Annotated in this window: 11 protein-coding genes; 5 read left to right on the forward strand and 6 right to left on the reverse strand. The window is 51.9% G+C overall.

Annotation, left to right across the window (positions count from 1 at the left end; all coding sequences use genetic code 11):
* Positions 1-38: 38 nt before the first annotated feature.
* Together NST26_RS13900 and NST26_RS13905 are read right to left on the reverse strand one after the other, a co-directional pair.
* The gene (locus NST26_RS13900; protein WP_340953353.1) at positions 39-1,544 is read right to left on the reverse strand and encodes an amidase family protein; all 1,506 of its coding nucleotides are present in this window, start codon (positions 1,542-1,544) and stop codon (positions 39-41) included.
* 15 nt (positions 1,545-1,559) lie between these two features.
* Positions 1,560-2,705: a VanZ family protein gene (locus NST26_RS13905; protein ID WP_209873326.1), complete on the reverse strand. Its 1,146-nt coding sequence runs from the start codon at positions 2,703-2,705 to the stop codon at positions 1,560-1,562.
* Between the two features lie 132 nt (positions 2,706-2,837).
* Here NST26_RS13905 and NST26_RS13910 point away from each other — a divergent pair, with 132 nt between their 5' ends.
* From NST26_RS13910 to NST26_RS13925, 4 genes are all read left to right on the forward strand, one after another.
* Positions 2,838-3,185, forward strand: a complete 348-nt coding sequence (locus NST26_RS13910; protein WP_340953351.1) for a hypothetical protein — start codon at positions 2,838-2,840, stop codon at positions 3,183-3,185.
* Positions 3,186-3,320: 135 nt separating this feature from the next.
* Positions 3,321-4,553: an aminopeptidase gene (locus NST26_RS13915; protein WP_340953350.1), complete on the forward strand. Its 1,233-nt coding sequence runs from the start codon at positions 3,321-3,323 to the stop codon at positions 4,551-4,553.
* Between the two features lie 458 nt (positions 4,554-5,011).
* Positions 5,012-5,548, forward strand: coding sequence for a sigma-70 family RNA polymerase sigma factor (locus tag NST26_RS13920; protein WP_051478319.1), 537 nt, complete (start codon positions 5,012-5,014; stop codon positions 5,546-5,548).
* Positions 5,538-6,671, forward strand: a complete 1,134-nt coding sequence (locus NST26_RS13925) for a DUF4179 domain-containing protein (RefSeq protein WP_340953346.1) — start codon at positions 5,538-5,540, stop codon at positions 6,669-6,671. Before NST26_RS13920 ends, NST26_RS13925 begins: the two co-directional genes overlap by 11 nt.
* Positions 6,672-6,736: 65 nt before the next feature.
* On the opposite strand, the gene NST26_RS13930 is transcribed toward NST26_RS13925, so the two are convergent.
* The 3 genes from NST26_RS13930 to NST26_RS13940 all read right to left on the reverse strand — a co-directional run bounded on the left by NST26_RS13930 (position 6,737) and on the right by NST26_RS13940 (position 9,874).
* Positions 6,737-7,297 carry a hypothetical protein gene (locus NST26_RS13930; protein WP_340953344.1) on the reverse strand — a complete coding sequence of 187 codons (561 nt, stop codon included), beginning with the start codon at positions 7,295-7,297 and terminating at the stop codon, positions 6,737-6,739.
* 266 nt (positions 7,298-7,563) lie between these two features.
* The gene (locus tag NST26_RS13935; protein ID WP_340953343.1) at positions 7,564-8,865 is read right to left on the reverse strand and encodes a DUF5050 domain-containing protein; all 1,302 of its coding nucleotides are present in this window, start codon (positions 8,863-8,865) and stop codon (positions 7,564-7,566) included.
* A gap of 160 nt (positions 8,866-9,025) precedes the next feature.
* Positions 9,026-9,874 (reverse strand): ornithine carbamoyltransferase, encoded by an 849-nt coding sequence (locus tag NST26_RS13940; RefSeq protein WP_340953341.1) that lies wholly within the window; start codon positions 9,872-9,874, stop codon positions 9,026-9,028.
* A 228-nt stretch (positions 9,875-10,102) separates the two neighbouring features.
* Here NST26_RS13940 and NST26_RS13945 point away from each other — a divergent pair, with 228 nt between their 5' ends.
* Positions 10,103-10,867: a helix-turn-helix domain-containing protein gene (locus NST26_RS13945; protein ID WP_340953339.1), complete on the forward strand. Its 765-nt coding sequence runs from the start codon at positions 10,103-10,105 to the stop codon at positions 10,865-10,867.
* 85 nt (positions 10,868-10,952) lie between these two features.
* Here NST26_RS13945 and NST26_RS13950 read toward each other — a convergent pair whose 3' ends face one another.
* Complete coding sequence (locus NST26_RS13950) at positions 10,953-12,092, reverse strand: toxic anion resistance protein (RefSeq protein WP_339256241.1); 1,140 nt, start codon at positions 12,090-12,092, stop codon at positions 10,953-10,955.
* Positions 12,093-12,115 lie beyond the last annotated feature (23 nt).

Genomic DNA, 12,115 nt, shown 5'->3' on the forward strand with positions numbered 1-12,115 from the left:
TTTGTGATTGTGTCAGCGGCTGAGCGGAGGCTAACCAGTTAATCTGACGAGCTGCCTGGCTCCAGCACCGGCGACCGCCGGTGCTTCGTAGCCTGCTCGTAACTATACGCAATCCCTAGCAGCATAGCTTCACTATGTGCTGAAGCACAGAAGGTGATACCCTGCGGTCCCTTGGTAAGATAGCCGCCTGGCGCAACAATACCCGAGTAGGTATAGCCGGCAGGAACTGTAATCAGCGGATAACCCGCTCTTGCCGCTACTTCACATCCGTGATCTCCGGGGAACAGGAGCGCATCCAGACCGTAATGCTCCAGGGCATAATCGATTCCCTGCTTACCGGCCAGTGAACGGGAATAATGCAGCTGCTTCAGGTATTCCTGCTTTGTAATATCATCCCCGGAGGTGTTCAGCCATTCCAGTTTTCCTTGGCCATATTTCAGCGCCTGTTCGCCATGCTGCTGGTTGAAATCTATCAGCTCCTGCAGAGAATGCACAGGAGCGGATTCCGGCAGGCTTCCCAGATAGCGGTTCAATCCCCGCTTGAATTCATATTGCAGAATCGTAGCCTTCCATTCAGCATCCTGACAGGGAAGCTCCACGGGTTCAATGATTTCTGCCCCCAGCTCTCTCAGGACCGCTATGGCAGATTCCATCATATCCAAGGCTTCATGATCCAGATCCTTATAATAGAATCGCGGAATTCCGATCCGCTTGCCTGCCAGTGCATGAAGCTCCAGACCTGCCGAATAATCCGGTACAGCAGAGGAAGAAAAGTCAGCGCTCTCGGCTAATACGTTAAGCAGGAGTGCAGCGTCCTTGACCGTTCTGGCCATCGGACCAGCGCTGTCCTGGCTGGCGATTCCCGGTATAATGCCCTTGTTGCTGACCAGTCCCCAGGTAGGCTTCAGGCCGACCAGGGAGTTATGGGCCGCCGGGCTGATGATGGAGCCAGAGGTCTCCGTGCCCACGGCGACGGTGACAAGGTTAGCGGCAACCGCAGCCGCACTTCCCGAGCTGGAGCCGCCAATGAACAGCTCTCCGGGTCCGTAAGGGTTCAGTACAAGTCCACCTCGCGAGCTGTATCCGGCCCACATCGCCGGCGACATGAAATTGGCCCATTCGGTCATATTGGCTTTGCCCAGAATCACTGCCCCGGCTGCCCTTAGCCGTGTGATAAGCTCAGCGTCTTCTGCTGCTATGCAATCGGCAAGCGCCAAGGCTCCTGCACTGGTGTGCAGCTGATCTGCTGTGCCGATGTTATCTTTGACCAAGACCGGAATACCGTGCAGCGGTCCCCGGCTGCCCTGATCCCTTCGTTCCTGGTCGAGCCTCGCGGCAATCGCAAGAGCCTCTGGATTCACCTCCAGTACGGAGCAGAGCAGACCGTCCAACCGGTTGATTCTTTCCAAATACCAGCCTACCAGCACTTCGGAGGTTAGGTTACCTTGTGCCATTTGCTCCTGAATACTGGTGATGTCTGCTTCTATTAACCACTCTTGCTCATTTGGAGCAGGGGATATACGGGTGAAGTCGTTATTATTCATAAGGATGTTGTACCTCTATTCATTGTTTGTTGTGCTGCCCCCGGTCACGCTGGCCGCTGCCTGATGCCGCTCCGGCCAGCTGATTACATTGCGGGTTCTGCTAAGCTCTTCATAGATGAGTGGACGGTCACGCTTAATCAGCCGGAGCACCAGATGGATGAAGAAGGCCAAATCTGCCAAGAGGATGACTATTTTCACAAGAGCAGCCAGCGCTGTGCCGATAGAGACGAAGAAGGAGGAGTCAGGCATCAGGGAATTCATTCCGCCTAAGACGCCATAGAGTAATCCATATCGTGCCCATACCCCCCAGGGTCTGGCCGGGCCGCCGTCTTCACTCCTAAGCCGGATACGCACGACCCATTTGCCGAAGGTGCGCCCGCCTGTGAGCAGAGGAATGCTCAGGAAATAGACCATACTAACTGCCCACAACGAAATACTCAGCGAGAGCAGATTGAGGAGAATGGTCACCGCGAGCAGCAGGATGGAATCCAGCAGGAAAGCAAGGGCGCGGCGGGTGTAGGTCACTCTTTTGGCGGAAAGGTCCTCTTGGCTGTCAAGCTTCTCAATCCTCGGCAGCAGGCCGGAGATCCATAGGGAGAGCTTGAATCCGATCATCCCGCCCAGCGTATTCGTGATCATGTCATCGACATCGAAGATCCGGTAGGGGTGGTCGAAGAACCCGTAAATGCCTGTAATTTGCGTAATTTCGAACAACAGCGACAGCGCAAAGGACAGAATAATGCAGACCACCCAGCGCGTGCGGAAGTAGTAGCCCAGGAACATACCGAAGGGTACGGTCAGCAGTACATTGAAGGCCGCCAGCAGAAAATCCGCTCCGGTTAGCACATTAAGGTAGCTGGAAGGGTCGCTGCGCGTAATTGGCGTATTGTGCAGAATATCCTGGATGAACTGCAGCGGCACGAACTGGAGCATGCTCCCGGCGGGGGCTGCATTATGCCTGGAATCAGGCAAGGGAAGCAGGACCAGGAAGAATGCGTTAAGCAGGTACAGCAGTAGCAAATACAGCACCAAGGCCCGGATTTTATTGATATACCCGTGCCGGCGGTATTGCACGATCAGCAGCGGCAAGGTGAAGAACAGCGCCGCAACCGGAAAAGCCATGAATGCATAGGAAATCGGAAATAGATAAGTCTGGAACATGGGTTCACCTGCTGTCAGTATTTTGTCACAACGACTTCATTATAGAATTAAACATAAACCGTCTCAACAGAATTAATCATTCTAACCGTTCTTTCCCGCATAGACATGTTAGGAGAGGAGCGTGAGGACTATATGGAAAAGAAGGTTCAACAGTATTACAAGCTCAAGGTGAAGCAGAAGGAGCTGGAAAAGGAGCTGGCCGGACTCCGGCAGGAGATCCTTGCCCATATCAATGAAGCGGGGCAGACCGAGGCGGTGTTCGGCAGCTACAAGGTGAAGCTGGTCACTCAGAACCGTAAGGAATATGATGACGACAAGCTCTATCAGACCCTGTCCGACCCCGAACTGTGGCGACTGCTCTCCCGGGCAGATCCGGCCAAGGTGGCCAGCCTGACGAAGCTGAAAGTGATCGCGGAAGAGAAAATCGCCCATACGTATGATGTGAAGACCATTCAATTACTTCAGGTGGATAAGCAGTAGCGGAAGCGCTGCCGGAAGCGGAGGGATTACATTATGCTCAGCTTCCGGTTGTATATAGAGCATAGATAGGTGCCATCTTCCCGGTCTTCCGCTATAATTATACAGAGACAGTGAAGATATGGAGGAAGAGAAGAAATGAAGGATTTTGAGCAGATGCTGGAGAAATACGCAGAGCTGGTAGTCAAGGTCGGTGTGAATGTGCAGCCGGGACAAGTGCTGATGGTTCACGCCCCGCTGGAGACAGCGGAGCTTACCCGGCTGATTGTAGGCAAGGCCTATGACGCCGGAGCGAAACACGTGCTTGTAGACTGGGACGATGAAGCGGTCACACGCATCCGTTACGAGAAGGCTCCCGAGGAATCGTTCGGGTATTATCCGCAGTGGCATGCCGATATGCTGGAGGGATTCGCTGAAGAAGGCGGGGCTATATTACATATAAAGGTGCCGGACCCGGAATTATTCCGCGGGATCGATTCGGCCAAGGTCTCCACTGCCGTTAAGGCGGCTGCGGTTGCGCGCAAGAAGTACCAGGCCTACACCCGCAACAGTAGAATCAGCTGGTCGCTGATCAAGGCGCCGACACGTGCCTGGGCGGACAAGGTGTTCGCCGATCTGCCGGAGGAAGAGCGGATCGATGCGATGTGGGAAGCGGTGTTCCAGATGAACCGTGTGAACAGCGGAGACCCGGTAGCCGCCTGGCGCAGTCATATCGGCGAGCTGAAGCAGAGCCAGGACCGGATGAACGCCAAGCGTTACAAAAGCTTGCATTACCGCGCTCCGGGCACGGATCTGCGTGTCGAGCTGCCGGAAGGCCATTTATGGCGGGGCGGCGGCGGGGAGAATGCGCGCGGCGTCTATTTTGTAGCGAATATGCCTACAGAAGAGATCTATACGATGCCTCATCGCACCGGCGTAAATGGTACGGTCAAGAGTACGCTTCCGCTGAACCTGAACGGGCGGCTCGTCGACGGAATTACTGTTACCTTCACAAACGGCAAGGTTACAGCGTATGACGCTGAATCCGGCCGTGAGCACCTGACTTCCTTGCTGGATACGGATGAAGGAGCCTCATACCTCGGAGAAGTGGCGCTGGTGCCGCATGACTCGCCGATCTCCCGGCTGAACAGAGTATTCTATAACACCGGAATTGACGAAAATGCCTCCTGTCATTTCGCGCTGGGCAGTGCCTATCCGGTCAATATTGAAGGTGGCACTTCCATGACCAGTGAGGAGCTGCTGTCCAGAGGTGCCAATGTCAGCCTCACGCATGTCGATTTCATGGTCGGCTCCGATGCGCTTGATATTGACGGGGAACTGGCCGACGGTACGATCGAGCCGGTGTTCCGCAAGGGGAATTGGGTGCTCTAGGTGTGTCCTATCGAGAAGTGAAGTAATCTACAGAACTAAGTCATCCTAACGGATGAATAGGATTACCTTCGCACCAGTGCAATGTATACTGTTTTCCGCATACATTCTGGCCATACGCCCGCGCGCAGTACAATGTATACTGTTTTCCGCATACATTCGGGCCATATGCCTGCGCGCAGTACAATGTATACTGTTTTCCACATACATTCAGGCCGAGTGCCTGCTTGGGAGCACAACGTATGCTGTTTTTCACATACATTTGGTCCAACACACCTTCTCCACAGCAGCAGGAAACTATAGTTTCCTATATAACAAGAAAGGCCGCAATATTCCCGGCAACGGGGATTGCGGCTTTTCTGTTGTTCATGAGGATTATAAAATAATTGCCGCAGACTAAAACTGTTTGCATAACCTCTCCGTCTAATTCATGTAAAAAAAGATGGAGAGGAGAGGGAGAGATGACGATGTCAGGCGCAGAGATGAAGCGGGTCACTGCCGCTGTGCCCCTTGAAGAGACAGATTTCGTCAAAGCGGTGATGGAGCACAGCGACCAGTTATATTCTATTGCCTACAGTTATCTGGGCAACCGCAATGACGCGCTGGAAGCGTTGCAGGAGACGACTTGCCGGGCGTGGATGAAGCGAAGGACCCTTAAGGACTCAGGCGCGTTCAAATCCTGGCTGATCAGGATTCTAATCTATGTCTGCATTGACGAACAACGCAGAAGGAAGAAGGCGGTTCCCACAGCGGCAGAACATATGCAGGAGGCCGTCATTCATAACAGTACCGAATCTATGGAAATGCAGTGGGCGCTCTCGCAGGTGAAGGTGAAATACCGCCATGTGCTGCTGCTCAAATATTATAACGACATGACCTTGGCCGAGATCGCGGTGCTGCTTAAGAAGCCGGAGGGGACCGTCAAAACCTGGCAGCACAAAGGGCTGAAGCAGCTTAGGACCATTATGAAGAACCGGGGTGAGTGGGATGGACAGTAGTAGAGAAGAGCAGGCGATGCTGACGGATGCGGCACGTATACACAAGGAAGCCGGAGCGGACGCCGGAGGCAATGAGATTAGGCAGGCTGTTCAGGCGGGAATCGAGCGCGGACGCCGAAAAAGCTGGCAGGGCAGACTCACCAAAGGCTCCTTCCTCGGATTAGCCGCAGCCGCGGTTGCCGCAATCATTCTGTTCCTCATTCCGGTCATTCATGATGCGGCACCTCGTGCTGCCGGACCTGCCGGAGAAGTGAACTGGGGCGGGCTGGAAATGTTCAAGCGGCTCTATTCTTCTGATTCAGAGGCACCTACACTGGATACGGCCATCCGGCACGGCTATATTCAGGAAATTAATCAAAGCGTAGCCAGCGGGGATTACCGGATTACCCTGAATGCAGTAACGGCGGATGAGAATAAAATCATCTTTTTGTATACAGCCATTGTCGCGGAAGGACAGGAGATCTATAGTGTTAACAGTGCGAGAATCAAGAATCCGGCAACCGGCTATGATCTTGAGAACGGGGGCGGGATCGGCGCCCATGCTAAAAACAATGGACACGATGATAAGCGTATTTTTTACGGGCGCGGCGCCATCCTTCTGGACCGGAGCAAGCCGTTCCCGGAGGAGCTGGAAGCGGATTTCCAGATTGCCTCAATGGATAAAGGGAAAATGAAAGATCTGGCGAAGGGTGTCAATGTAGCCGATGTGCATTATTCTCCGAGACTCAAGATCAGCTTCAAGCTTGACCCGAAATTCAAAAAGCAACAGACAGTTATTGTCCGGCCGGGGGAGGATTTCATGCTGGAGGGGATTCAAGTGACGCTCGAGCAGGTTGAGCTCTCTCCCTTGATGATCCGCACTGTAGTCAAAATTAAAAACGAGTCTGAGATTACATGGGAGAACAGGCAAAAGATATCTGGCGCTGTACACAGGAATGAAATTCAGTCGACAGCCAAGTACGGAACCACCGAGATATGGTCACCGACAGGTACTGGAACCGATGAGGGCTTTGAACATTATTTCGGCAGCAATCTGCTCGATAAGCCGGAATCGATGAACATGATTATGAAGACCGGAGAAGGCAAGAATACCAAGGAGATTAACTTGCCAATCCTGCCGTGAATCCTTGCATGTGGAAAAGGCTGACCGCCGGTATGTCCGGCGGATCAGCCTTTTTGGCGGTTGGGTTAGAGTGGTTGTAATCCCCGGTTATCAAACCTGAAGGCAAGCTTATTCCCATCGAAGGTATCTCCGGTTCTTTCGGTATATTTCCCCTGCGTGTAGCGGGAGACGGTCTTGCGCCAAAATTTCTGTCCGGTTATATTCTTCGCCGCCGGATTCGTGAATAGCTCCCATTCACCCCGGAATTGTTCAAACACCAGCACCGCCGCCTGTTCCGCGATTCCTGTCCCTCTGAAGGGCTGCAGCAGAAAATAGTCGCTCACGAAATAATCAACGCCCTGTGCACAGTAGGGAGGGGTGGCGATGCGGGCGAAGCCTGCCGGCATCGTATTAGCTTGAATTAGGAAAGAGTACAGAGTGCCCGGCTTGTCCCACCAAATATTCTGGACCTCATACTGGTCTGCCAGCGTGCGGTATTCGTCCGTATCCTCAAAGATCCCATGCTGGTTAGGAAGATGCCCCTCCACAAGTCCGTAATGTCCCGACAGATCATGCAGATAGAGCGGGTACATATTTTTGATGATATAGGCTTCATCCGGTCCGGTTAGCTTGATAGATATATTCATTGCCAGCCTGCTTTCTGTAATTATCTATAACGCCTACTCCCAATGTATACCGGAAATGAAGTCTTTTCATAGGCAAGTCTCTGTTATAAACTGAACTTTATCTATTCGCATCCAAGTGGAAACGGCATTACCGTCCTTTTATAAGGAAGGTACCGTTTCAGCGAGAAATAGAAGGATAATTTATCGTGTGCAACATATAAATTCTTATATTTTTAAAAAAGCCGAAACTTCCGATATCGGAAATTCCGGCTTATTCTCTCTCTATATTACTTCGCGGAGACCAGTGCTAAGTAGCTAACCGGACCAGTGGACAGCTTGATTTTGGTTTTGCCGTCATTGCTGTACCGGTAGAGGCAGTCGTTATCCAGACCGTTGATATAATACAAGCCGGGAATGTTGTCTGTAATTACAGAGTAATCGGACTCAACGCCCGTCATTTTGGTCAAGGATGAATCGGCATTCAGGACGTAAGCATCGGCTGTTGTGAACAATACGGTGGTGAGCGCCGCTCCGTTCTTAACCGTTCTAATATCTTGAACATTCGTCAGCGGCAGCGCCTTGTAGGCGATGATTTTGCCGTTGGCCAGCGTGCTGATGTAGGCTTTGCCTTTGGAATCTGCATATACCAGCTTATTCGCAGCAATCTCGCTGATGCTGATCACGCTGTTCTGGCTGAGCTGCAGGATCTTTCCGTTCTTATCCATCAGGAAGCCTTTGCCGGTGTTATAGTCCAGCTCATCGCCGGTGGCATCCACTTTAATGCCTTTGTTGAACAGAAAATAATGGTCGGACCAGCTACCGGCAGTGGCGGCATTGGATTCAAGCGGGTTTTTGGCATTGGCTGCTTTGGGAGTTCCTCCGCTTAGAGGGAGGGTGTAGAGTACCATTGAGTTCAGAGAATACTCGGTTTCGGCAGGTTTGTTGTCAATCATAAGGTTAATACTTGTAGCATAAGGATGATAAAATTTGCTCTTCTGAATCGCTCCGCTGGCAATCCACTGAATGGCTCCACTCCCGTCGCGGGACCTCGAAGCAACCCAGGTAGTGTTGTTCTTCAGCGCATTATAGTAGATCCGCCCGCCTGATACGTCGAAGGTCCGGAAATTCACATCGGCATTGTCTGCGATAAGAGTAAGCTGTGAATCATCGTCAGCGTCGGCCAAGGTGCGGTAGATGTGTCCTGTATCATCCAGGAAGTACAGATAGGGACCCTCGAACAGGTAAAAGAGGATATTCCGGTCCCCGAGGAAGCTCGTAATTAAAGCATCGGGATCACTTAGGGACAGCCGCTGAATTCCCATACCGTCATTATAGTAAAAATACAGATATTTGCCGGTTGAATCTAATCCGTTGCCGTCATAATTCTCAGCGATCTTCTGTGTCTCACTTCCATCTGTGGTCACACGGTATAGAACATCGTTAGAGACATAGTACACATATGATTTCGTAGAAGCAGCCGCTGCTGCCGTGTGTGACTGTCTGCCTCCCCCAACTGTACCGAGTGACGCCAGTAGCAGTACAAGCAGAAGGACACCTGTTTTTCTGGATAGTAAGTGTAAAGCCTTCATAGTCATTCTCTCCTTCAGCCAATGTGGTAAACATACGAACAAATCCTGTTCTAATAAGATATCGGAGAAACGGGCAGTTTCAAATATACAGCTTAAGCCCTAAAAGGCTTGCATGAAAGAGAAAATGAACCGGTAGGCTGGGACTCATGGTCCGGTAGAATCAATGCGATAAGCAATAGATCAGGATGGCCTGCTGAAGGTAGATCAGGCTTTTCTTGAACCCGAATCCGGCAAAATAAGGCGAAGCAATCACCTCTTCACTGACCTCCTCATTGCGGAAGAAGGGAGGACAGGGGTTCAGCAGTGCCCCGGGTCTTGTCTGCTTCATCCGGTCCAGTGTAATCTGATAGGCGCCGATATACTCCGGGGTCAGGAAATCCTTGGGCAATGAATCGGTAAGAATCACATCGCTCTCCGGCAGCACGCTGTCCAGGCTCGTATGAAAGGTATAGCTTGGATGATTGCCGCTGGCCATCTCATGACCTAGCGTGCATACATGATGGAAGGATAGATTCAGGGCTTGCGCCGCCTCCAGCCAGGTTCTTGATATATTGCCGGGCGGTCCCACGAAGGTGTAGGTCAGCTCCCGGTAGTTGTCCCGGAGGGTGCGCAGAGCATACAGGTCAGCCATAATCTCGCAGGGATGATTATGTGCGGTCATTGCATTAATAACGGGAACAGAGGCGTGTGCAGACAGCTCCTCCAGTTTGCAGAGATCCGGGATTCTGGCAATGATGCCATCCCCCCAGTTCTCCAGGTAGCGGACGATATCACCCGGCGCTTCTTTCTTGTTGAGCGTCTCCGGCGGAAAGGTAATGCAGGCCCCGCCCAGATCGCTGATGCCTTTCTCGAAGCTGACCCGTGTCCGCAGACTGGTCTCCGGGAAGAAGAGAATCATCGTTTTACCTTCGAGCAGCGGTTCTGATTTTCGGTGACGAAGCCGGTCGGTTAATTCAAAGATATCCAGAATCTGCTCTGAAGTAAGCTGGTTGATATTCAAAAAATGCATAGATGTATCCCCCGGTAGATGAGAAATCAGCAATAATTGCCGGTTGAATAAATATACAATAATCAGGAATAGTATACAACCCATTTAATGTTAAAAAGTGCATTCTACCGGCAGTTGAATAAAGGGGATGCAGCCGTTCAACCAGCGATTGATAGGATTGTGCATGCTGAAATGCTATGCTGTTTTCGACAGTGTGCACTGTACATTTTATAATCTCGGAGGGATATCATGCTCGACTTACGTAGAATTGGGGCTTATATTTCGCGGCTTCGCAAAGACCAGGACTGGACCCAGCTGGAGCTTGCCGATCAACTGAATGTAAGTCATCAGGCGGTCTCGAAATGGGAGCGTGGCGACTCGCTGCCGGATATTGGAACACTTCCGCAGGTTGCGGGGTTATTCGGCCTAACCGTAGACGACATTTTGAATGCAGGAGATCACGCAGAACATCGGGAGCACCTGCATCTGGGTCGGATCGTAGAGGAGATTGCAGAGAACAGGCCGGGCCAGGTTGCAGAGCTGGTCAATGCCGGTAAGCTGGAGATGGAAGAGCTTGTAGAGGTAGCGCCTTTTGTAAAAGCAAGTGCCCTGCACAAGGTTACTGAGGGCATAGTCAGCAGCGCCCTTACCCTAGATGTAATTATGCGGCTGGCCCCGTTCCTTGGAAGAGATACATTGGATGAACTGATTCGTCAGGTAGAAGAGGACACCTTGGGCTGGCAATCTATTAACTGGCATTCTATTCAAGGGCTGGCCCCCTTTATTAGCAGGGAAACGTTAGACCGTTTGGTTGACCAGGTTGCAGATGGCCCTGTCGATGCGAACCGGATTATGAGCCTGGCCCCTTTTCTGGACAGGGATAGAATCGGGAAATTATTAGGTGAAGTCGAAGCGGATCAGCTCAACCCGGATCTGCTGGCAAGCCTTGCTCCTTTCATGGATCAGGGGACGTTGAGCAGAATGGTGACAGGCTTACTGAATAGAAGAAGGTAGACAGAAAAAGGGTAGGCAAAAAAACAGAGCACCGGCGTAACCGCCGCCATGCTCTGTTTTGCGTTAAATATGGGTAGTGATACTACTACAGCCCGAGAGTATTGCCTTTTTCTAGCCGCTGAATCTGCTGTTCCCCGTTATCTGCCAGCTCCCGGAACTGGGTAATGGTCTCCCGCATCTTGGGGAGCGCCTCCTGCTTGTAGGTGCTGATCGAATCCAGGGCAGAGAGAACGTCTGTGAAGGCCTGCTTCAGCGTATCGACCGAAATACTGGTTTCAAGCGATTGCTTATGAATGGCAGCACCCTGCTCCTTAAGCATTCTGGAGGTGCCGCTGATCAGATTGTCGGTGGTCTGGTTCAGCAGTTCGATTTTTTGGAGCACGATCTTCTGGTTGTACAAAGCGCTGGCTACTGTAACCGAAATTTTGAGCGCAGATACCGTGACATTCCGTGCTCTGTCGACTCCACGGATCAGTTCCTTGTTGTTGCGGATAACAACCTCAATGGCCATAATTCCCTGTTGATTAACCACGAGCATCTGCTGCAGATCCATGACCCGCTGGCGCAGCGGGAACAGCACTTCCTCCGTGATGAACCGCACCTTATCCTCATCTTCACCGCGCTGCTTGGCAGCTTCAATCTGCTTCTCGATCTCCTCGTCCATCAGGATGCCGAGCTGAATCTCCTTCTTAAGGCGCTTGGTCAGCTCCCGCAGGGTCTGCTGTTCAATCTCCAGTGTCGTATTGTCATTCTTCAGCACGGCTTTGCCTTTATCCAGAGATAGGATAATATCTGAGATGACGGCATCGGCCTTTTGATATTTGGCGAAATAATTACGCAGGGGGTGGAAAAACTTGCCGAGGAACCCGCTTTTGGCAAAATCGACCGCGCTAGGGTCCAGATCCTTGAGCTGCTGGTGCAGCTCGGTTAATCCCTTGGCGACCTGGCCGCCTTCATCCCCGGTCTTGGACAGATTGCCCACCGATACCTGAAGCAGGGAGTTCTTCTCCGACGAGGAGCGCATGGTGCCCATCCCGAAGCTGTCAATCGACTGCAGCACGGCCTTGCGTTTCTCCAGAGACTCGAAGTCCAGCTCCAGAATGCTGGAGACATTATTGATCGCCTGCTCCTTAAGCTGGGTGACTTCCTCCGGCTCCGGCTGGACCTGCTCCTCGATGACCGATTTCAGCTTCTCGGGGCTGGGAATTTCCATGGTGAATGACATATGAACCCTCCTTCAGAATATAA

The organism is Paenibacillus sp. FSL R7-0128 (assembly GCF_038002245.1).
In the GTDB taxonomy this organism is placed as follows: Bacteria; Bacillota; Bacilli; order Paenibacillales; family Paenibacillaceae; genus Paenibacillus_AQ; species Paenibacillus_AQ silagei.

Excerpts from the sequence above, each read along its gene's own strand:
- NST26_RS13940 (WP_340953341.1), bottom strand. The coding sequence starts at position 9,874 with ATGCATTTTTTGAATATCAACCAGCTTACTTCAGAGCAGATTCTGGAT.
- NST26_RS13945 (WP_340953339.1), top strand. The coding sequence starts at position 10,103 with ATGCTCGACTTACGTAGAATTGGGGCTTATATTTCGCGGCTTCGCAAA.
- NST26_RS13910 (WP_340953351.1), top strand. The coding sequence starts at position 2,838 with ATGGAAAAGAAGGTTCAACAGTATTACAAGCTCAAGGTGAAGCAGAAG.
- NST26_RS13900 (WP_340953353.1), bottom strand. The coding sequence starts at position 1,544 with ATGAATAATAACGACTTCACCCGTATATCCCCTGCTCCAAATGAGCAA.
- NST26_RS13915 (WP_340953350.1), top strand. The coding sequence starts at position 3,321 with ATGAAGGATTTTGAGCAGATGCTGGAGAAATACGCAGAGCTGGTAGTC.
- NST26_RS13950 (WP_339256241.1), bottom strand. The coding sequence starts at position 12,092 with ATGTCATTCACCATGGAAATTCCCAGCCCCGAGAAGCTGAAATCGGTC.
- NST26_RS13930 (WP_340953344.1), bottom strand. The coding sequence starts at position 7,297 with ATGAATATATCTATCAAGCTAACCGGACCGGATGAAGCCTATATCATC.
- NST26_RS13925 (WP_340953346.1), top strand. The coding sequence starts at position 5,538 with ATGGACAGTAGTAGAGAAGAGCAGGCGATGCTGACGGATGCGGCACGT.
- NST26_RS13905 (WP_209873326.1), bottom strand. The coding sequence starts at position 2,705 with ATGTTCCAGACTTATCTATTTCCGATTTCCTATGCATTCATGGCTTTT.
- NST26_RS13920 (WP_051478319.1), top strand. The coding sequence starts at position 5,012 with ATGACGATGTCAGGCGCAGAGATGAAGCGGGTCACTGCCGCTGTGCCC.
- NST26_RS13935 (WP_340953343.1), bottom strand. The coding sequence starts at position 8,865 with ATGAAGGCTTTACACTTACTATCCAGAAAAACAGGTGTCCTTCTGCTT.